The organism is Limosilactobacillus portuensis, assembly GCF_014838735.1.
In the GTDB taxonomy this organism is placed as follows: Bacteria; Bacillota; Bacilli; order Lactobacillales; family Lactobacillaceae; genus Limosilactobacillus; species Limosilactobacillus portuensis.
On sequence record NZ_JABUXQ010000003.1, the window covers coordinates 95,835 to 118,135 of the forward strand.

The window sequence follows — 22,301 nt, forward strand, 5'->3', positions numbered from 1 at the left end:
ATAATGATAGGTAAATTTTATTAAATTAAGAGGTTATGACAGTGATTAAAGGAATTGGAATTGACATCACTGAGATTAAACGAATTCAGGAAATGCGGCAAAAGCATCCCCAATTCGTTAACAAAATATTGACACCGGCAGAGCAAAAGCAGTATGAAGGACTGAATGGTTCACGTGCATTGGAATACTTAGCTGGTCGTTGGTCATTAAAGGAGTCCTTTTCAAAGGCGTATGGAACTGGAATTGGTAGCGAAGTTGGCTTTCAAGATATTGAGGTTATTGATAACCAGCTGGGAGCTCCAATTGTTACTAAAGCACCGTTTGCTGGTCGTGTCCATGCATCGGTTAGCCATACTGCAGTAAATGTCATCACAGAAATTCTTTTGGAGGATAAAAATGATTAGTGGACGATTACGAGATACAAAATTAATTGTTGATTTAGGAGCAATTAAGCACAATATTCATGAGCAGCAAAAGTTGCTGGCCCCTAATAGTAAGATCCTTGCGGTTGTTAAGGCGAATGCTTATGGGAATGGCCTAGTTCCGGTGGCACAAACAGCGATTAGTGCTGGAGCAACCGGTGCCTGTGTTGCAATCCTAGATGAGGCACTAGAATTACGCGATAGTGGGATCACATCATTAATCTTGGTTTTAGGAATTACCCCCGTGGAGAATGCTCATATTGCTGCAGAAGCAGGAGTATCGTTGACTGTTGGTTCGTTAGACTGGCTTGAAGACTATCATCAATTAGCAGTAGCCAATCATTGGACTAAGCCGTTGAAGGTTCACCTGGGGATTGATTCAGGGATGGGGCGGATTGGCTTTACAACTGTTGAAAGTTTTAATGAAGCAGCTAGGTTCGTCCGTGAGCACCACGAATTTGAATTTGAAGGGATGTTTACCCATTTTGCAACTGCAGATAGTGCCGATGATAGCTACTTTAACAAGCAGGTTAATAAGTGGGAACAATTTGTCAATAGTTTGACTGAGTTACCACCGTTTGTCCATATGGCAAACTCCGCTACCGGAATGTGGCACCGAGAAAAAATCACGGCCAATACTGTTCGAATGGGAATTTCAATGTACGGGCAAAATCCATCCGGTCGTGAATTGGCCGCGACCCTTGATTTGAAACCAGTGGAACAGCTGGTTACCAGTATTAGTTTTGTTAAGAAACTCAAGGCTGGTGAATCAGTAAGCTATGGTGCAACCTATACCGCGCAAGAAGATGAATGGCTGGCAACTTTGCCAATCGGTTATGCTGACGGCTATCCACGTTGTATGACGGGCTACAAGGTTCTTGTCGACGGTCAATTTTGTGATATTGCCGGGCGGGTTTGCATGGACCAGATGATGATCCGTCTGCCTAAGCCTTACCCAGTCGGAACACGAGTTGTTTTAATGGGGCGGTCTGGAGACAAGAAAATCACAGCTAACGATCTTGCTGATCGAGCAGGAACAATCAACTATGAAATTATGACAAATATCAGTAACCGTGTTCACCGGGTTTATACTGATTAGTTGCTTGACATCGTTGATCCATTTGATATAATTTAGATAATTTTATAGGTCCTTTAATGTAGCCCCGTGAGACTACAAAAGACTACCGAATTAATAAGCAGTGATCCACAGTCGATCACGCAGAGATTGGATAGCCTTGAGTTCTTTACGGGACTCAAGGTTATTTATTTAGGAGGAACGATTGTGGAAGATAAACAACACACGCCAATCTTAAGTATTCCCATGAAGAGTCGGCGAACAACAAGATGGGACATGTTTGCAACCTGGGTTGGGGCAAACGCAAATAACGGAACCTGGTTTGTCGGTGGTGTTCTTGCTGCTTGTGGATTTGCCGTGGCAATGAAGGTACTTGTTCTTTCGTCAGCCTTATCATATGTTTTCTTGAGCCTAATCGGTTATATTGGTTACAAAACAGGTGTTTCAACCATGGCGATTAGCCGGGCATCCTTTGGGGAACGCGGAAGCTACTTACCATCACTGGTTAACATTACCCAGTTTATTGGCTGGACGGCAGTTAATACATTTATCGCTGCTCAATCAGTTAGTCTTATTTTCCACCAGTTGCTTCACTGGCCGCTTTGGGGACAACCAGGTGGTGACAAAGGGTTAGTTGTTGGGATTTTGATTATGAGTATTCTTCACATCATCAGTGTTTCCAGTGGTTCACGGTCGGTTCAATTGATTGAACGAATCGGGATTGTCCTTGTCTTTATTTTTGTCCTTTGGGAATCTGTTGCTGTTTTTAAGACAGTTTCGATGGATCAAATCATTGGCTGGCATGTACCGGCAAAGGCACGGATGGCTACTGGAGCAGCGATTGATTACGTAGCTGCTTTTAACCTGGCTTGGGTGACTGCCGGTGCTGACTTTACCCGCTTTACTTCAATCAAGAATAATGCGATCCATACACCATTTTGGGGAGCATTGATTGGGGTTGTGTGGTTTGCCTTTATTGGTTTAATTTCCACGATTAGTATTGCAATTTCAAGCGGCGTTTATAATGCTAATAACTCGGATCCATCGACAATTGCAAGTAAGTTAGGCCTTGGTGTTGTAGCGTTCTTAGTAATTATCTTGACGTCAATGACTGCCAACGCGGTTAACCTGCTTGCCGCCGGATCAGCCTTATCGAATATTTTTATTCGGCTACGGCTAAAATACTCATTATGGATCGTGGTTCTTTTAGCAACAATTGTGACCTTTATTCCAATGTTTGTTGGGAGCTTCTTGGATACTTTTGAATCTTTCCTTGATTATGTTGGGATGGTTCTGGGACCAACAATTGCGATCATCTGTACTGATTTCTATATTCGTGCGCACCGTCACTATGACGTTAAACAATTAGGTTTAATTAACGGTAAGTATTGGTACCATCACGGCTTTAACTGGATTGCTTACCTTGTCTTTGCTTTAGGAGTAGTATTCTTTATTGCGGTTCACCAAATGCCAATTTTTGCTAATACAGTTGGGGCAACATTTGTTGATATGGTACTAAGCGGATTGCTTTATTACATTTTAATGGCCATTTATGACCGGAAAGGATCACGTCATGCTAATTAAGAGTGTTCACATTGATAATGATGAAGAGTTAAAAGATGTTCGCGTTACTGATGGTCAATTTACTGAAATCGCCGCTGAAATCAAGCCGCGTGAAGATGAAAAAGTTATTGATGGCAATGGTGCATTGATGTTGCCACCGTTTGTTGACTCCCATGTTCACCTTGATGCAACACTAACGGCTGGTGAGCCTGAATGGAACGAAACGGGAACGTTATTCGATGGCATTCGGATTTGGAGCGAACGGAAGCAGGATCTTTCGATTGAAGACGTTAAGCAGAGAGCTAAAGCAACGATTAAGAACATGGTTGGTCACGGAATTCAGCATATTCGGAGTCACGTTGACGTTACGGATCCGCATTTAATTGCTGCCCGAGCCTTATTGGAGTTACGAGAAGAATTAAAGGATCAGATTGACTTACAGTTAGTAGCCTTTCCGCAAGAAGGAATTCTGAGTTTCCCTCATGGGCGTGAACTAATGGAACAAGCTGTTAAGGAAGGCCTCGATGTTGTTGGTGGAATTCCTCATTTTGAATTTACTACTGAGTATGGCTGGCAATCAGTTCATTTCTTAATGAAGTTAGCGGACCATTATGATCGGCTGGTTGATGTTCACTGTGACGAGATTGATGACCCTGCTTCACGGAACCTCGAAGTCTTGGCAACCGAAGCCTATGAACGGGGAATGAAAGATCGAGTAACCGCAAGTCATACGACTGCAATGGGGTCGTATAATGATGCTTATACTTATAAGTTATTCCGCCTATTAAAGATAAGTGAGATTAACTTTGTTGCTAACCCATTAGTTAATATTCACCTTGGTGGCCGATTTGATACTTACCCGAAGCGTCGCGGAATGACCAGGGTAAAGGAATTAACCGAAGCGGGGATGAACGTTTCCTTTGGTGAAGACGATGTTCAAGATCCATGGAATCCGCTTGGTAATGGGAACATGCTTGATGCTGTAACCATGGGTGTTTATGCTGGTCATTTGATGGGCTACCATCAGCTTCAAGATGCGTTCAAGTTCGTTACGTATAATGGAGCTAAAACTCTTCATATTACCGATCAGTATGGAATTGAGGTTGGTAAGCCAGCTAACTTTATCTTGTTAAATGCTCCTGACTTTTACAATGCCTTGAATAAGCATGTCGAAGTATTAGCCAATGTTCGCCACGGTAAAATCCTTGCCCAAACCAAACCAGCAGAAACAAGGGTGAATTTAAAGTAGAGTGTGAAGCCGTAAAAAGCTCCCGGATGATAACGATTTCTCTCGACAAAGGCGTCTTGCGCCTAGGAGAGAGTTCGTTATCTTGAGGGAGCTTAGGCTGAGCACCTTTAAAGTAGAGTGCCTTCGCTCCAAAGAGTTTCCGGAAAGCTAACAATTTCTCCCGACTGGATGCTGAAAGCATCTGGGAGGGAGGTTGTTAGCTCTAGCAAGTTCCTGGCGAGCAGATCTCGACTCAGTTGCCTAGAACGTTTTGACTCTGCTGAAGTCGTTAATTACACAGAGATCTAAAAAAGGAACCAACTTTTTGGTTCCTTTTTTTATACTTCATGTAAATCTTCAATTTCAGTAACTTCAAAGCCTCTTTTGGTTAACCGTCGAACAATTCGTTCCATTCGGTCATGATCAACATCGGTCGGTAAGGTGAACAGGACCTGCTTAACAGATGAATGATCGGGATCTAAAGAAATAACGTTAACAATTTGACAGAAACGGGTGATTTCTTTTGCGGCATTCATTAAAGCCCCCCGTTCGTCATGGGCAACGACAGTTAAAACGTAGCTACCGTTGTTAACGTTCCATCCGGCTGCAAGCATTCGGAGTAAGCGATTGTGAGTTAGGATGCCATAAAATTGGTTATTTTCGTCCAAAACTGCAATGTATGGGAGATCACGGATCGCAAAGAATACAGAGAAGAAAGCAGAATTAATGGAAACGAATTTGGTAGAGTTCTTTAGTAGTGAAGTTACCGGAAGTGTCATATCGCCATTTCGTGACTTATGACGGTAGATATGCATTTTATAGATATTGCCACGGAAAATTTTCCCAGACTTATCTAAAATCGGCACGCAACGATATCCAGTATTTTCAAGAACGGTCAATGCTTCCTGGAGAGTTGCGGTTTCAGGCAATGTGGTCAGATCTGCCTTTTTCTTAATAAGCGAACTAAAAATCATAATGTTCTTCCTTTACTAAATTAAAACGTATTAAGTGCATAAATCATCATAACACAGAATTGATCTTAGTATTAGAACAAAATGAGAGGATTAAGAATGACTAATATGATAACCAAAGAATGGTAACGTTAATTGTTTTAGTTTTAGTTACGGCTAGGGTATAATAACATTCAGGTAATTCTACATAATCAGAATTGAACGAAGTAAATAAGCATTAGGCTGCAACTAAGGCGGCCTTTTTGCATTTGACTTAAAGGGGACGAATTAAAATAATGAAAATGATTGTCGGCTTAGGAAATATTGGAACGCGCTATGATGAAACTCGTCATAATACAGGCTTTATGGTAGTGGAACAATTAGCCCGTGATTATCACCTAGGAGCTTTTACGCATCTTAAGCAAGAGGCTGTTGCCGTTACCGGAATGATCAACGGTGAGAAAGTAATGCTCGTCAAGCCAACTACTTTCATGAATGATTCTGGAAGAGCTGTTGGACCGCTTGTTGATTACTATGATCTTGACCTTGATGATCTGGTAGTAGTTAATGATGATCTTGATATGCCAGTGGGTAAAGTTCGGTTGAAGACTCATGGCGCATCAGGTGGTCATAATGGATTGAAGAGCATCATTAACGCATTAGGGACTAATAAATTTAATCGCATTAAGGTCGGAATTGATCATCCTAAACATGGCACCGTTGTTAGCCACGTTCTCGGTAAATTCACTAAAGAAGAACGTCCAGATTTTGATCAAGCCGTCCTTACCGCCGAACATGCCCTCGAAGACTGGATCAACGGCAAAAACTTTGCTCAGTTGATGAATGAATATAACTAGAGTAGAGCGCGAGCCAGCAAAGAACTTGCGGAAAGATAACACTAACTCCCGACAAAGGCGTCTTGCGCCTAGGAGGGAGGGTGTTATCTCTAGCAAGTTCCTGGCGAGCGCATTTCGACTATGTAGCCGAGAACATCAGCTCAAGGAAGGTTAGGGCGAGCGCGTTCTTTGTTGCCTAGAGCGTCATCTAGGCGGAAGTTGCGGTCACGGCGAGCGCGTTTAATAGAGTGTCTTCGCCCCAAAGAGTTTTCGGAAAGCTAGCAATTTCTCCTGACGAAGGCGACTTGCGCCTAAGAGCGAGGTCGTTAGCTCGAGGAAACTCGGGCAAAGCACGTTTCGGCTCAGTCGCCTAGAACATTATCTCTAGCAAGTTCCTGGCGAGCGCATTTCAACATTAAATTCACAATGTAAATAAAAATGTAACAGAAAGGAGGAGAAGCCATGGAATTAACAGACTTTTGCACCCGAACAAAGGAATTTAAACAGGTTTTGACGGCAATTCAAAAGCATCAGCGGCAGTTAATCACTGGTATTTCAGGATCGGCACGAACGTTGCTGCTTGCGGCATTGCAGAAGAACCTTGATCAGCCTCAATTAGTGATTACTGATAGTCTTTTTCATATGCAGGAGCTGGCAGCGGATTTAGAGAACCTGTTACCAGAGGAAAAAATCTATCAATTCCCAGTAGAAGAAGTTTTAGCTGCTGAAGTAGCAACAAGTTCACCGAATTATCGGCTGCAACGGGTTCAAGCATTGAACGCGTTAATTAATAACAAATCAGCAATTGTAATTGCATCGACTGCTGGTCTTCGACGAAATATTGTTGCGCCAGAATTGTTTAAACAGGCAGAATTATCACTTAAAGTCGGCGGTGAAATTGATCCTGAAAAAGCGGCAGACCAATTGGGTTCAATGGGGTACCAGCGCCAAAAGATGGTTCTGCGGCCAGGAGACTTTGCTGTCCGGGGATCAATTATTGATATCTACTCCTTGAATACCGATGATCCGGTCCGGGTTGATCTGTTTGACACTGAAATTGACTCCTTGAGGTATTTTGATGCTAGTACGCAACGAAGCATTAAAAACGTTGATGAGGTTGAGATTCTTCCCGCAACTGACTTTATTCTTCCGGTTAATGAGTTTGAGCGAGTAGAAGAAAAATTAGCCGAACAGTATGAGCAGTTGAAAAAACAGGCTGATGGAGAAGATGAGCTAGAGCAACTGGCAAACCGGTTTGAACCGTTGCTTACGGATCTAAAGCAGCATCAGTTAACTAACGAATTTCTTACTTATACTAATTTGATTTATCCGCAAGGGCATTCTCTTCTGGATTATCTTTCTGCTGATGGGGCGGTTCATATTGATGATTGGACGCGGATTAAGCAGACGGCTAAAGAGATCGGTGAAGAAGAATTAGGATGGTTAGAAGATAAGGCTAAACATCATCAAATCTTGCAAGCAGTTAGCCTTGGTCATGATGTTAGTAAATTAATTAGCAGTGACAAACATGCTCAAGACTTTTGGGCACTCTTCCGCAAGGGGATGGGCCAGTTAAGGTTTAAGGTTCTTACTGACTTTGGTAGTCGAACGATGCAACGGTTCTTTGGCCAAATGCCACTGTTGAAAACTGAAATGCAACGGTGGCTCGATCAGGGGCAAACCGTTATTTTAATGGCGACCAGCAAGGAGCGACGAAACCAAATTGCCCAAACAATGGATGATTTTGGTATTAAAGTTACCTCAACCGAGCTGAATCATCTTCAACAAAATGTCGTTCAGCTAGTGCCAACTAACCTGGCAAATGGCTTTGAGATCCCTCAGATGGGACTAGTAATCATTACTGAGGGAGAAATGTTTAAGCAGGTCAAGAAGCGGCGAATTCGTCCACAGAAACTTGCTAACGCTGAACGGATTAAGAATTACTTAGACCTAAAGCCAGGAGATTATGTCGTTCACGTTAACCACGGGATTGGGATCTTTAGCGGAATCCGGACCATGGAAGTTGATGGCGTTCACCAAGATTACATGGTAATTAATTATCGGAATAATGCGCAAATCTTTGTTCCGGTTACCCAATTAAAACTGGTACAAAAATACGTTTCTGCTGAATCGAAGACCCCGCACATTAACAAGTTGGGTGGCAACGAATGGGCTAAGACTAAACGCCGCGTTGCCTCTAAAGTAGAAGATATTGCTGACGAGTTGGTCGACCTATACGCTAAGCGGGAAACCGAAAAAGGGTATGCCTTTCCTAAGGATGATTACCTGCAAAAGCAATTTGATGCTAACTTTCCTTATTCCGAAACCCGCGATCAATTACGAAGCATTACGGAAATTAAGGAGGACATGGAAAAAGCAAAACCGATGGATCGATTGCTAGTCGGGGATGTTGGTTACGGGAAAACCGAAGTTGCCTTACGGGCGATTTTTAAGGCAGTTACTGGCGGAAAACAGGTAGCCTTTCTCGTACCAACGACCGTCTTAGCTCAACAACATTATGACACGATGAAAAAACGATTTGAGGGTTTCCCGATTGAGATCGCATTGATGTCCCGCTTCAAGACAAGAAAAGAGTTGAAGGAAACTGAAAAGGGGCTTGCTGACGGGACGGTTGATGTCGTTGTCGGTACCCACCGAATCCTATCTAAAGATGTCCATTTCAAGGACTTGGGGCTGTTAATTGTTGATGAGGAACAACGATTTGGGGTTAAACATAAGGAAAAGCTGAAACAATTGAAGAACAACGTTGATGTCCTAACGTTGACAGCCACGCCAATTCCACGAACACTTCATATGTCAATGCTTGGTGTTCGTGATTTGTCTGTCTTGGAGACGCCTCCTGCTGGTCGGTATCCGATTCAGACCTATGTGATGGAACAAAATTCAGGGGCTATTCGAGATGGGATTCTTAGGGAAATGCAGCGGGGTGGACAAGTTTATTATCTGCATAACCGGGTAATGGATATTGAAGAGACCGTAGCTCGCTTGCAACAACTGGTTCCCGAAGCGCGGATTGGCTATATTGACGGCCAAATGAGTGAGAACCAGCTTGAGTCAGTCCTTTATGAATTTATTCAGGGCGGATATGACGTGTTAGTGACGACTTCGATTATTGAAACCGGGGTTGATATTCCGAATGTTAATACTCTCTTTGTTGAGAATGCCGATAGAATGGGATTAGCCCAGCTGTACCAGATTCGCGGCCGAATTGGTCGAAGCAATCGGGTTGCTTACGCTTACTTTATGTACCAGCCCAATAAAGTTTTAACGGAGTTGGGTGAAAAGCGGTTAGCGGCAATTCGCGATTTTACCGAGCTGGGTTCAGGATTTAAGATTGCGATGCGCGACCTCTCAATTCGTGGTGCTGGAAATCTTCTGGGAAAGCAGCAACATGGTTTTATTGACTCGGTCGGTTATGACCTCTATTCTTCAATGCTGAGTGATGCTGTTGCTAAGAAGCAGGGGAAAAAGCAAGTTGATAAGTCAGATGCGGAAATTGAACTGGGTGTCGAAGCTTACTTACCTGATGATTACATTAACGATCAACAACAAAAAATTGAGTTATATAAGACCATCCGCACTGCGGCCAGTGATGAAGAACTCCTTGATATTCAGGGTGATTTAATTGATCGTTTTGGTGATTATCCAACGGCTGTCGGGAATTTACTCCTGATTAGTCAGTTGAAACTACATGCGGATTTAGCGATGATTGCAAGCATCAAACGACAACGTGATCAGATCATGATTACTTTTACAGAAAAGGGAAGCCAGAACATTACGGCGCCACAAATTATTAAAGAGTTGGCCCAGACAAAATTTAAGGCAACAATTGGTGAAAATGATCAGCAATTAAATGTCCGGCTGGTAATTCAACCGAAAATGACGGTTGATGATTGGCTCCACCAGCTTCTTAAGTTTGTCACGGCGTTGAGCAACCTAAAGAAAAATAAACAATAGAAAGAAGAGGATCGAATGCGATTAGATAAGTTTCTCAAGGTATCAAGAATTATTAAGAGACGCTCCGTTGCCAAGGAAATTGCTGATCAGGGAAGAATTTTAATTAATAATCGGCCAGCAAAGTCTTCAAGTCAAGTTGTAGCGGGTGATACGTTAACAATTAAGTTTGGTAATAAGACTGAAACGGTTAAAGTTAACCAAATTGTTGAAACAACCAAGAAGAGTGAAGCGGAAAATATGTACAAAATTATTGATGAAACCTATGCGGAAAATTTTGATTAACGCTGATTTTGAACAGTTATTAATAAAATATTTAATAATTTCAAATGTTTATAGACAATTTCCCTAAAAAGCTGTTATACTTAGTCCGTGATAAGCCAAATTAGGGGGCAACTAAAATGAGGAGTCGATCTGACAAAATTTCACAAATTAATACGCCTTATGCGCAACAAATGACTGTTAACCAGCAGTTGGTTCGTCGTGCGCACATTAAGCGCTGTAAACGAATTTTGTTAATCTTCTCGGTTGTTTTTTTGCTTCTTGGTTTTCAAATTATTCAAAGCAAACGGTCTTTAGCAAAGATTGAAGCAAGTATTCGTACTTCAAAAACGCAATTAGCTCGTCAGAGGGATATTGGAAAAGACCTTAAACAAGAAAAAAAGCAATTACATAATCCCGATTATCTGCAACAAATAATTCGCTCAAAGTATAACTATACGAAGAAGGGCGAGACAGTTTATAATTTAGATAATTAACGATAAAAAACAGGAACAGGGTCATGGATAACTTGTTCCTGTTTTTTCTTAGTTTTAGCACCTTTTCTGGTTTGAAGTATGGTATACTCAACGTACATTTATCACAATATTGTGGCTTGAGGAGGATCAATTAATTTCATGTCAATTGAAGTTGGAGCAAAGGTTTCGGGTAAGGTTTCAGGAATTACTAATTTTGGGGTCTTTGTTGATTTGGATGATAACCAAACTGGTTTAGTACACATTAGTCAGATCTCAAATAATTACGTAAAAGATATTCATGATGTATTATCAGTTGGTGATACCGTGACTGTTAAGGTCACTAAAGTTGGCGATGATGGCAAAATTGCTTTATCCATGAAGGATGCGGAAGAACGCCATCATGACGACGAACGTGGCGAACATCGCGAGCATCGTCATAATAACTTCCATCACGAGCATCATGAACACCGGAATAATGATTTTGAGCGTCAAGGTCAGCATGGTTACCACCGTGGATTCAACTCAGGCCATCACCAATCGCGACACCACGAAAATTTTGATGAAATGCTAGCTGGATACTTGAAGGAAAGCGAATCCCGCCTTTCAACATTAAAACGTCAAACTGATGGCAAGCGTGGCGGTCGTGGTGGTCGTCGGAGCTAAGATGGAATTAAACAACGAATTTAAGCGACACCTGGAACGGGGTCGCTTTTTTAATAAAAATGATAGAGTGATCGTGGCAGTTTCAACGGGAGTAGATTCAATGGTCTTGTTAGCGTTGCTACAGGAGCTTCCCGTAAATATCCGTCCTCAAATAATTGTTGCCCATGTTAATCATCGGTTACGAAAGCAGAGTGAGGAAGAGGAGCGATTTATTCGAGATTATTGCAATGAACACCAGCTCAAACTGCTCGTTCATCATTGGTCATTAGCTGATCATCCACAAACTGGGATTGAAGAAGCTGCCCGGAAAATGCGTTACCGGTTTTTTGCTCAGGTGATGAAAGAAGAGCAAGCAACAATTTTATTGACAGCTCATCACCAAAATGATCTTGCTGAAACAATGCTAATGAAGCTTACCCGTGGTGGTCAATTACACCAGTTAATCGGGATTGAGGAAAAGCGGCCCTTTGCATCAAGAGTGCTTGAACGCCCTCTTTTAATTTTTCCTAAACACCGATTGCGTGAATATGCCATCAATAATCATTTGAAATGGTATGAAGATTTAACTAACCACGAACTGAATGTTAGTCGCAATCGTTTTCGTCATCAGGTTATTCCATTATTAGAAAAAGAAAATGCTAATTTCTTAGCTTCTTTAAATAGTTACCATGAGCAGTTAGAATTAGCAGTTGAACTTGAAAACCAGTTTGCTCAAGAACAACTAGCAAAACTTAGTAACAAGAATGGCCATCTGGATATAAAAAAACTAGGTCAGCTATCTCTAGCTAAGGAGCAGCTGGTTTTAGTAAAGTGGCTGGAGGAAACTGGCGCCTTAGGGCTGAAACGAGGCTTTATTGAGCAGTTACTTGCAGACATTAATAATCGTCATTTACCCCAGTTTGAACGCCAGGTTGCCCCTGATTTAGCACTATTTAAGAACTATTCCGAACTATTTATAAAAAATGTTAATCAATCGCCACAAAAAACTCAAACTTCCATAAATTCTGTGGTAAAATTGGGCCGTTGGTATTCAATTGAAAACGATTATCAAATCGCTGTCGCTAAGGATAGGACCTTCTTTAACCAGGGAGAATACTGTCAAGAAATGTGGTTAGCACCTGAGCAGTTACCATTAACAATTCGGCGGTGGCGAGAACGAGATCGGCTACCATTGAAGAATGGCGGTCACCAAAAAGTTGGTCGGGTTTTAATTGATCAGAAAGTGCCGTTATCAAGACGTAATCAACAGTTAGTAATTGTTGACGCTCAAAATAATGTTGTCTGGGTTGTTGGGCGTAAATGGGGATGGTTTACTCGTCCCCGCGACTACCCTACCCGGTGGCAACGACTATTTATTGGCAGGCACGATTTGAAGAGGAGAAAAGAATGAATAACGATATTGAACGAGTTTTATACAGTAAGGAAGAACTTAATCGGCGGATGGACGAACTTGCTAAACAACTGACTGCTGAGTACAAGGATCAGCGCCCATTGATTATTTCCGTAATGACTGGTGCTGTTTTATTTACTGTTGATATGATCAAGCGAATGGACATAATGGCTAAACTTGATTTTATTGACGTTTCTAGTTACTACGGCGGAACTTCTTCTACTGGGAAAGTAAAACTGGTTCAGGATTTGAAGTCAGATGTTCGTGATCGTTCAATCCTCATTATGGAAGATATTGTTGATACTGGTCATACTTTAAAGTACCTAATCGATCTCTTAAAAGAACGTGGTGCAAAGAGTGTTAAGGTATGTACTTTGTTAGATAAGCCTGAGGGACGGCAAGTTGAAGTGAAGGCCGATTATGTCGGCTTTAATGTCCCGAATGAATTTCTAGTTGGTTATGGTTTGGATTACCAAGGATATTACAGAAATCTTCCGTATGTTGGAATTTTAAAGCCAGCTGTTTATGAAAAGGATTAATAAGGTGATGGCGAGAAAAATTTTTCTCGTCTTTTTTATTTGAGATTAGTTACTGTCAAATCAGTGGAAAAGTTAATTTAAAAAATGTAAAATTGACCAATGATGGGTGGTGATTATCAGCGTGATAATTGGCTGGTCAATATTTGTCAATTATGCTATGATAGTCACTACAATTGTAACCACACTATTGTTGCTGGTAGATAGGAGGTTGTTATGAATAACAATCGGAGAAACAATAATTTTACTCATAACGTTCTCTTCTACGCAGTGATTTTCTTATGTATTATGGGAATTGCTTACTTCTTCTTTGGTGGAAGCCAAAATAATGGACAAAGTAAGACTGTCTCACAAACAGAGTTTATCTCTGAATTGAAGAGTAACAAGGTTAAGAGTTTCCAGCTACAGCCAAATGGTGGAGTTTACAAGATTACTGGTACTTATCGTAAACCACAATCTGTTGATAATAACTCTGCTAATAGTTTTGGTTTTGCCACGCAACGAAACAGTAAAGTTAACCACTTCCAAAGTTCGGTATTACAAAGTGACGTAACTGTTAGTCAACTGCAAAAGTATGCTAACCGGGATAACGTTAAGATCAGTACGCGGGCAGAGGAATCTAACAGTGTTTGGATGAACTTGCTGTTAACTGTTTTGCCACTAATCATCATGATATTCTTCTTCTACATGATGATGGGCCAAGCTGGCCAAGGTGGTGGCGGTCGTGGAGTAATGAGCTTTGGTAAGACAAAAGCAAAGCCTGCTGATGCCAAGAAAAACAAGGTTCGGTTCTCTGACGTTGCTGGTGAAGAAGAAGAAAAACAAGAATTGGTTGAAGTTGTTGAATTCTTAAAGAATCCAAAGAAGTTCACTCGTTTGGGTGCTAAGATCCCATCTGGTGTTCTACTTGAGGGTCCTCCAGGTACTGGTAAGACCTTGCTTGCAAAGGCGGTTGCTGGTGAATCTGGAGTTCCATTCTTCTCAATTTCTGGTTCTGACTTCGTTGAAATGTTTGTCGGTGTTGGTGCTAGCCGGGTTCGGGACTTATTCGAACAGGCTAAAAAAGCAGCCCCTGCAATCATTTTCATTGATGAAATTGATGCCGTTGGTCGACGGCGTGGTGCCGGAATGGGTGGTGGCCATGATGAACGTGAACAAACCCTGAACCAATTACTGGTTGAAATGGATGGGTTCCAAGGTGACGAAGGTGTCATTGTAATGGCTGCTACTAACCGTTCTGATGTCTTGGATCCTGCTTTGCTTCGTCCAGGTCGGTTTGACCGGAAGATTTTAGTTGGTCGTCCAGACGTTAAGGGACGTGAAGCTATTCTCCGTGTTCATGCTAAAAATAAGCCATTAGCAAATGACGTTGATCTGAAGGAAATTGCAAAGCAAACGCCTGGATTCGTCGGTGCTGACTTGGCTAACTTGCTAAATGAAGCTGCGCTATTAGCTGCTCGCCGAAACAAGACGCAAATTGATGCTGCTGATCTAGATGAAGCCGAAGACCGGGTAATTGCCGGCCCTGCTAAGCATGATCGGGTGGAATCAAAGCAAGAACGCCGGACCGTTGCTTACCACGAAGCAGGGCACACAATTGTTGGGCTTGTCTTGAATGATGCCCGAGTCGTCCATAAGGTAACAATTGTTCCTCGTGGTCGTGCTGGTGGTTACGCTATTATGCTGCCACGTGAAGATCAGATGTTAATGTCTAAGAAGAACGCTGAAGAACAGATCGCCGGATTAATGGGTGGTCGTGCGGCTGAAGAATTAATCTTCAAGTCTCAATCTTCAGGTGCTTCTAACGACTTTGAACAAGCAACTCAAATCGCACGGGCAATGGTTACCCAATATGGGATGAGTGATAAGATTGGTCCTGTTGAATTACAAAGTTCTGGTCAAGTATTTACGGGCCAGGGCTACGACCAGTCACCATACTCTGAAAAGACTGCTGCCTTAGTTGACGAGGAAGTTCGCCGGATCCTTCGTGAAGGACATGAACAAGCTCTTCATATCATCGAGACCCACCGTGAACAACATAAGCTGATCGCTGAAGCATTACTGAAGTACGAAACACTTGACGAAAAGCAAATTCTTAGTCTTTATAAGACTGGGAAATTGCCTGATAAGGATATTGCTGCGGCTGATGAAGAAGCCCGTGCACAAACCTTTGAAGAGTCAAAGCGTGCCTTGGAAAGATTAGAAGATGAAAAGCACAGTAATGCAACTGAACAACTAAAAGCAAGTAGTTCAGCTACAGATGATGAAGCTTCACAAGCTGCTGATACTCCAAATAGTGAGGCAGCTGGTGCACCAACATCTGCTAGTGATGCAGATTCTGATTCCAATCATTCCGATGCTCCGGATGAGCGTGATAAATAATTAGATTGAGAAACAGGGGGAATAAGCCGAGAGGTCGGTCGTGTTCTTCCTGTTTTTTACGTGAAAGGATGATAAAAATGAAATCAACAGACTATTTAGTAAAAAGTATTAGCAAGGACGGCAAGTTTCGTGCTTATGCGGTTAATGCCAGTCAATTAGTCGAAAAGGCCCATGAAATTCATGATACCTGGAGTGCTTCTTCAGCTGCTCTTGGTCGAACACTAATTGGAACTCTCCTTTTGGCAACTGCCAGTCTCCAAGGTGAAGCAGGGATGACCGTTAAAATTCAGGGTGATGGTCCAGTTGGGTTTATTGTTGCTGATGGGACAGCTCAGGGAACCGTTAAGGGCTACATGGGGAATAACCACGTTAGTTTACCGGCAAATGAAAAGGGAAAGATCGATGTTTCTGGAGCGATTGGCAAACACGGAACATTATCCGTTACCAAAATGGCGCCTGGAGATAAGACGCCATATACCGGGCAGGTTAATTTGGTTTCTGGTGAACTTGGTGATGACTTTACCTATTACCTTGCCCAATCGGAACAGATTCCGTCAGCGGTTGGTCTTTCTGTCTTTGTTAATCCTGATGAATCAATTGAAGTTGCTGGTGGCTTTATGATTCAAGTGCTCCCTGGGGCAAGTGATGAAGAAATTAGTAAACTTGAAAAGAAATTGAAGGAGTTGCCACTAGTATCAGAAATGCTTCGGGACGGTGATACTCCTGAGGATATCTTGAAACGAATTTTTGGTGATCAATTGAAGATTTTAGACCGGATGCCAGTTTCATACCGTTGCGATTGCAGTAAGGAACGGTTCGCGCACGCATTGGCAAGCATCTCAAAGAAGGATCTGGAAAAGATGATTAATGAAGATCACCATGCTGAAGCGGTCTGCCAATTCTGTGGTAAGAAGTATGAATTTAATGAGCAGGAATTAAAAGATATCTATGCCAAAATGAACCAAGAGGAATCTAAATAACTCAATTTATTTGGTGAAAAATCGATGATGTGCTATCATGATTTGGTTATTGAACGAAGAATTAGCCAGTGCAGTTCACATTAATTTTATAATGAGGTGAAAAAATGAAGTGGCATATTGGAAATGTCGAAATTCCTAACCAGGTTGTGGTTGCCCCAATGGCTGGAGTTACCAACTCGGCATTTCGGGTGATTTGCAAGGAGTTTGGTGCAGGATACGTAGTCTGCGAGATGATTTCTGATCGGGGAATTATGTACCATAACAAGAAAACGTTGAACATGATGGATGTCGATCCAAGTGAGCACCCGATGGGAATTCAAATTTTTGGTGGTACAAAGGAAACCTTAGTTCAGGCCGCTAAGTATGTTGATGAACATACAGCAGCTGATGTGATTGATATTAATATGGGATGCCCAGTTAATAAGGTTGTTAAAACGGATGCTGGTGCCCGCTGGCTTCTTGGCCCCAATAAGGTTTACGAAATGGTATCATATGTTACCGATGCAGTGAAAAAACCAGTTACGGTAAAAATGCGGACTGGCTGGGACGATAAGCATATCTATGCAGTTGAAAATGCCCTAGCAGCTGAACGGGCAGGTGCTGCAGCTCTAGCAATGCATGGTCGAACCCGAAAACAAATGTATACGGGACACGCTGATTGGAATATACTAAAAGAAGTAGCAGATCATTTATCAATTCCATTTATGGCTAATGGTGATGTTCGGACTCCAGAAGATGCTAAGCGGATTCTGGATGAGACGGGAGCAACCGCTGCAATGATTGGTCGAGCAGCTCTTGGTAACCCATGGATGTTAAAGCGAACAGAACATTACTTGGAAACTGGCGAGCTTCTTCCTGAAGCCACACCTGAACAAAAAATTAAGATGGCTAAGGAACACCTTAATCGATTGATTGACCTCAAAGGTGAATATGTGGGTGTTCGGGAATTTCGTGGCCTTTCTACTTACTATCTTAAGGGAATTCCCCGTTCTGCCCGGACCAAAGCTTCGTTAGTTGAAGCGGAGACTCGTCAGGAAATGAATGATATTTTTGATCGGTTTGCTGAACAAACAGCTGAGCGTGAATTGAAGAAAGAGCAACGGAAGCACGCTTAATTAAGAGGAGGAGAAAGTACGTGTCACAAGAATTAGATCAAATGCGCGTTCGTCGCGAAAAGATGGAAGAACTTAAAGAGGCGGGAATTGAACCATTCGGTCGTCGCTTTAAGCGGGATCACCTTGCTCAAGACTTGCACGATAAGTACGATCAATTTGATAAGGAAGAACTAAGCGAAAAGGGCGAAATGGTGATTATCGCTGGTCGAATGACGCGGAAGCGGAGTAGCGGTAAGGCTGGCTTTGCTGATTTCGTTGATCGAACTGGTAAGATTCAAGTGTATGCTCGAAAAGACATGGTTGGTGATGAACCATACCATATCTTTAAGCGTGCTGATATTGGTGACTTTCTTGGGATTGAAGGGGATGTAATCAAAACCGATACGGGAGAATTAACTGTTCGGGCCCACAAGATTACATTCTTGTCTAAAGCTCTTCGGCCACTTCCAAACAAGTGGGAAGGGGTTACCGATCCTGAAACAATTTATCGTCAACGTTATCTTGACCTGATTTCAAATCCAGAAAGCTTCAAGCGCTTCCACCAACGAACAGCGATCATTAAAGCAGTTCGTCGTTACATGGATGAACATGGCTTTACTGAAGTTGAAACACCAATTTTGAACACCCAAGCAGGGGGTGCAAATGCTCGACCATTTATTACCCACCACAATGCATTGGATATTGATATGTACTTGCGGATTGCAACCGAACTTTACTTGAAGCGGTTGATTGTTGGTGGCTTTGAACGGGTTTACGAACTTGGCCGGATTTTCCGGAATGAAGGGATGGATCCACACCATAACCCTGAATTTACCACAATGGAAACCTATGCTGCTTACTTTGACTTCCGTGACGTAATGGATGAAACTGAGGGGATTGTTAAGGCAGCAGCTAAGGTTGTCTCTGATGATGGCAAGATTACTTACCAGGGGCATGAAATCGACCTTGGCGGTGAATTTAAGCGGATCACAATGGTTGACGCTGTTAAGGAAAAGACAGGAATTGACTTTAGCGATGAATCAATGACTGATGATGACGCCAAGAAGCTGGCTGACGAGCATAAGGTTGAATATAAGCCATACTGGACAAAGGGTCATATTTTGAATGCCTTCTTTGAAGAATTCGTTGAAGATACCTTGATTCAACCAACGTTTGTTTATGAGTACCCAGTTGAAGTTTCACCACTAGCAAAGCGGAACAAGGAAAATCCAGCAATGACTGATCGATTTGAATTGTACGTTGACGGTAGTGAATTAGCAAATGCCTTTAGTGAATTAAACGATCCAATTGACCAAAAGGAACGTTTTGAAATGCAAGCTAAGGAAAAGGCTAATGGTAATGATGAAGCAGAACCAGTAGACTTAGATTACGTTGAGGCCCTTGAATATGGGATGCCGCCAACAGGTGGTCTCGGAATCGGTATTGACCGGTTAGTAATGTTATTAACTGATGCTAAGTCTATTCGTGATGTCATCCTTTTCCCAACTATGCGTCCAGAAAAGGAAGAAACGAACGGTAAGAAGAAAAAGAACAAGAAGTAGTAACATATAAGGAGCCACATCCTCTTGAAATTTGAGAGAGGTGTGGCTCTTTTGGTTATTTCACTAGATCATATATTTTTTGTGCTACCTGCCTAGTTAATACTGGTGCACTTTGTAAGTAAGAGACGGCAAGAGTTAGATTAATCAAGTTGAGAGGGAGTGGCATTAGACAGTATGCACTTTCTTTAGTTAAACTATCTTGCGCAATCTTGGTGGTTGTGATTGTTGTTGCTTTAGTCTTGAGTGCTAGTTGGGTTGCTAATCTACTTATTGGCATTTCAGCTAACTTATTAATAGAAATATGATTTTTCTTGAGAAGATAATTAACTTGCTGCTGAAAGAAAGAAGCATTACTAACGGCAATGTAGTTGCTATTATTTAGTTTCGATAATCCTTCTTCAGAAAAAGAAATAATTTTTTGATGGGGGTTGTATAGGGGACAAGTATCTGGAATAAGCAGTGACATTTCTGCTGGTTCAAATGGCAGAATCTGAAAAAGCGGATTGTTGCATTTTTGACCAATTACAATATCGACCTCTTTACTAGTTAAGGAGTGCTCATTAGCAGTTGTTGTAACCTTAAATAGTGTTTCAGGAAAGGCTTGATGGAGGATAGCAATGATATTAGTTACTGACAAGCCAATTAGGGAGCAAAAAGCAATTGTAATTACCCCTTCTTCTTGATGCTTGAGTCTCCTAATATTGGTATGGAGATTATCTTCGGCGGCTTGAATTTCTTTCATGTTATTAAGAATTGATTCTCCTGCCTTTGTTAAAGAGAGTGGATTAGTTCTATTAACTAATTTGATTTGATAATTGTCTTCCATTTTTTTAATTAGTCGACTGATGTAAGGCTGACTTAAATATAATTTTTCAGCAAGGGTGGTTAAGGTAGCGGTGTATTGGGCACCTTCTAAGATTTGAATTTCTCGTCTTAAATTATTCATTATTATTCCTCATCTGTAATAATTTCACTAACTATTACTATTTTACTTGCTATGGTTATAACATCATAATAATAGTATAAACGATATGGAGGGATCATGATGAATAAAGTTACCGAAAAATTAGGAATCGAAAAACCAATTATCCAGGGTCCGTTATTCTGGTTAACAAATGCAGAAATGGTTGCTGCTGTTTCTAATGCTGGAGGAATGGGAACACTTGGGATTAATGCAGGTCAGTATCCAATTGATACCTCAGAAAGTCATAATCAGACCTTTGAGAACATGCAAAGGGAAATTCGAAAAACTAAAGCACTAACGAAAAAGCCATTTGGAATTAATCTTATTTTTACTCCTGATCCAGATAAAGATGCTTTTACTGGTAGGATGATTGAATTAATGGCTAAAGAGAAGGTTGCTGCCGCGGTAATCTATGCTGCTAAACCAATTTCTCGGTGGTTTAATAAGCTACACGATAACGGTATTAAAATTATTTATCGTCCTGCTACGCCAACAAAAGAAATAGTTGAAGCAAGTGTTCAAATGGGGGCTGACGTTATCGTCGCAACAGGCTTTGACGAAGGTGGAACCGTTCCAGACAAAGCTGTAGGAACATTTTCTGCAGTTCCGTATGTGGTTGATATAGTTAATGGTCGAATACCAGTAATGGCTGCTGGAGGAATTGTCGATGCCCGTACCGCCAAAGCTGCCTTTGCTCTAGGTGCTGATGGTATTTTTGCAGGTACTGCTTTTTTGGCAACGGAAGAATCACCAATGGCTGATAATATTAAGCAAGCGGTTATAGAAAATGATGCATATAACGAAGTCTTGTTTAGTGCTGAACCGAAATATTATCGCTCTCTTCCAGGAGAATTACCTAATCGACTAGTTCAATTAACCGACGAAGGTAAAAGTAAAGAAGAAGTGTGGCATACTGCCAATGCTTATCGCGGAATGCACGATGGAATGATTGATGGTGATCTCAGTAAGGGATATGCTTCACTTGGTCTTGGCATTTCTTTCATTCATCAAATTGATCCAATTGATAAAGTAGTTGACCGAATTTATTCGGGGGTACCAGAAGAACAACGATAATGGAACCAGATAGTGACTTCACAATGTCTTAAAAGGCAATGCGGAGTCTTTTTATATTAGATTTCTGTAGAGAGAAAATTAATCTGAAACGAATGTTAATAGTGTTTGAAGATCCAAGGGATGGTTATCTTGTTGATGAATTTTAGAATTACTAGAAATAGACAAAGGAGTGAAAAAATTTTGATTAGTCAGTAATAAAATCTTTGCGATGAATATAGTAAGAAACATTTTCATGTGTAGGTGTAAACGTTATTGAAAATAGATCGAACTTTAAATTGATCGATCGTTATTTTTTACGTTAAAACGGCAAATATTATGAACAATAATGAACTAAGAAATCGCAAAATTCGCTTATAGAAAATTTGTTTAATTTTTTTAGAATAGACGTTGACTTATTAATGATGAGCTTGTATAGTAATTAACGTTGTCTATGAGGTAATAACTTTTTCAAGTGTTTATTGAAATTAGTTATTGACTTAAGGAAGACGGCATGCTATATTATAAAAGTTGCTTGTTAAAAAGTATGACAGCTAGTTAAAATGTTAAAATTAGTTGTTGACATTACTATGAGCATCTGATATAATAAATTTGTTAGTCAGCGCTTGCTGCTAACTAAGGTAGACCTTTGAAAACTGAACAAAGTTTCGACGAATCAAATGTGTAGGGTCTTCAATCATAATGATTTGAAGCAAAACATTTGTGAAGTCAATTCGCTTAATTAATTTGAATTAGAGCTATTCAAGTTCTTATATTTTATATGAGAGTTTGATCCTGGCTCAGGATGAACGCCGGCGGTGTGCCTAATACATGCAAGTCGAGCGCACTGGCCCAACTGATATGACGTGCTTGCACTGAATTGACGTTGGATTC

18 protein-coding genes are annotated in these 22,301 nt (G+C 41.3%); 16 read left to right on the forward strand and 2 right to left on the reverse strand.

The window, feature by feature from the left end; genetic code table 11:
- The first annotated feature begins 41 nt into the window (after positions 1-41).
- The 4 genes from acpS (at position 42) to codA (ending at position 4,309) form a co-directional block, all read left to right on the forward strand.
- A complete protein-coding gene (gene acpS, locus HUK49_RS01735; RefSeq protein ID WP_191912425.1) occupies positions 42-404 on the forward strand; it encodes a holo-ACP synthase in 363 nt (120 codons plus the stop codon).
- The gene (gene alr / locus HUK49_RS01740; protein WP_191912426.1) at positions 397-1,521 is read left to right on the forward strand and encodes an alanine racemase; all 1,125 of its coding nucleotides are present in this window, start codon (positions 397-399) and stop codon (positions 1,519-1,521) included. The genes acpS and alr overlap by 8 nt, the downstream gene beginning before the upstream one ends.
- A 183-nt stretch (positions 1,522-1,704) precedes the next feature.
- A complete protein-coding gene (locus HUK49_RS01745) occupies positions 1,705-3,081 on the forward strand; it encodes a cytosine permease (RefSeq protein WP_191912427.1) in 1,377 nt (458 codons plus the stop codon).
- Entirely contained in the window at positions 3,071-4,309 is a 1,239-nt protein-coding gene (gene codA, locus HUK49_RS01750; protein WP_191912428.1) for a cytosine deaminase, read from the forward strand. Before HUK49_RS01745 ends, codA begins: the two co-directional genes overlap by 11 nt.
- 317 nt (positions 4,310-4,626) lie before the next feature.
- On the opposite strand, the gene cbpA is transcribed toward codA, so the two are convergent.
- Complete coding sequence (cbpA, locus tag HUK49_RS01755; RefSeq protein WP_191912429.1) at positions 4,627-5,262, reverse strand: cyclic di-AMP binding protein CbpA; 636 nt, start codon at positions 5,260-5,262, stop codon at positions 4,627-4,629.
- Positions 5,263-5,534: 272 nt separating this feature from the next.
- Here cbpA and pth point away from each other — a divergent pair, with 272 nt between their 5' ends.
- From pth to lysS, 11 genes are all read left to right on the forward strand, one after another.
- A complete protein-coding gene (gene pth, locus HUK49_RS01760; protein WP_102168308.1) occupies positions 5,535-6,095 on the forward strand; it encodes an aminoacyl-tRNA hydrolase in 561 nt (186 codons plus the stop codon).
- A 441-nt stretch (positions 6,096-6,536) separates the two neighbouring features.
- Positions 6,537-10,052 carry a transcription-repair coupling factor gene (gene mfd, locus HUK49_RS01765; protein ID WP_191912430.1) on the forward strand — a complete coding sequence of 1,172 codons (3,516 nt, stop codon included), beginning with the start codon at positions 6,537-6,539 and terminating at the stop codon, positions 10,050-10,052.
- A 15-nt stretch (positions 10,053-10,067) separates the two neighbouring features.
- Positions 10,068-10,334, forward strand: coding sequence for an RNA-binding S4 domain-containing protein (locus HUK49_RS01770; RefSeq protein WP_003717850.1), 267 nt, complete (start codon positions 10,068-10,070; stop codon positions 10,332-10,334).
- A 116-nt stretch (positions 10,335-10,450) separates the two neighbouring features.
- Positions 10,451-10,807, forward strand: a complete 357-nt coding sequence (locus HUK49_RS01775; RefSeq protein WP_102168310.1) for an FtsB family cell division protein — start codon at positions 10,451-10,453, stop codon at positions 10,805-10,807.
- Between the two features lie 138 nt (positions 10,808-10,945).
- The gene (locus HUK49_RS01780; RefSeq protein WP_191912431.1) at positions 10,946-11,449 is read left to right on the forward strand and encodes a S1 domain-containing RNA-binding protein; all 504 of its coding nucleotides are present in this window, start codon (positions 10,946-10,948) and stop codon (positions 11,447-11,449) included.
- A complete protein-coding gene (gene tilS / locus HUK49_RS01785) occupies positions 11,430-12,839 on the forward strand; it encodes a tRNA lysidine(34) synthetase TilS (protein ID WP_328797245.1) in 1,410 nt (469 codons plus the stop codon). The genes HUK49_RS01780 and tilS overlap by 20 nt, the downstream gene beginning before the upstream one ends.
- Positions 12,836-13,378 (forward strand): hypoxanthine phosphoribosyltransferase, encoded by a 543-nt coding sequence (hpt, locus tag HUK49_RS01790; protein ID WP_102168313.1) that lies wholly within the window; start codon positions 12,836-12,838, stop codon positions 13,376-13,378. Before tilS ends, hpt begins: the two co-directional genes overlap by 4 nt.
- 213 nt (positions 13,379-13,591) lie before the next feature.
- Positions 13,592-15,757: an ATP-dependent zinc metalloprotease FtsH gene (gene ftsH, locus HUK49_RS01795; protein WP_191912433.1), complete on the forward strand. Its 2,166-nt coding sequence runs from the start codon at positions 13,592-13,594 to the stop codon at positions 15,755-15,757.
- Positions 15,758-15,834: 77 nt separating this feature from the next.
- Positions 15,835-16,737 (forward strand): Hsp33 family molecular chaperone HslO, encoded by a 903-nt coding sequence (gene hslO, locus HUK49_RS01800; RefSeq protein ID WP_191912434.1) that lies wholly within the window; start codon positions 15,835-15,837, stop codon positions 16,735-16,737.
- Positions 16,738-16,841: 104 nt separating this feature from the next.
- Entirely contained in the window at positions 16,842-17,852 is a 1,011-nt protein-coding gene (gene dusB, locus HUK49_RS01805) for a tRNA dihydrouridine synthase DusB (protein WP_191912435.1), read from the forward strand.
- A 20-nt stretch (positions 17,853-17,872) separates the two neighbouring features.
- Positions 17,873-19,393 carry a lysine--tRNA ligase gene (gene lysS, locus HUK49_RS01810; RefSeq protein WP_191912436.1) on the forward strand — a complete coding sequence of 507 codons (1,521 nt, stop codon included), beginning with the start codon at positions 17,873-17,875 and terminating at the stop codon, positions 19,391-19,393.
- A gap of 55 nt (positions 19,394-19,448) precedes the next feature.
- Here lysS and HUK49_RS01815 read toward each other — a convergent pair whose 3' ends face one another.
- On the reverse strand, positions 19,449-20,339 hold the full coding sequence (locus tag HUK49_RS01815) for a LysR family transcriptional regulator (RefSeq protein ID WP_191912437.1): 891 nt from the start codon (positions 20,337-20,339) through the stop codon (positions 19,449-19,451).
- A gap of 96 nt (positions 20,340-20,435) precedes the next feature.
- Here HUK49_RS01815 and HUK49_RS01820 point away from each other — a divergent pair, with 96 nt between their 5' ends.
- Positions 20,436-21,431 carry an NAD(P)H-dependent flavin oxidoreductase gene (locus tag HUK49_RS01820; protein WP_191912438.1) on the forward strand — a complete coding sequence of 332 codons (996 nt, stop codon included), beginning with the start codon at positions 20,436-20,438 and terminating at the stop codon, positions 21,429-21,431.
- Positions 21,432-22,301: the final 870 nt, after the last annotated feature.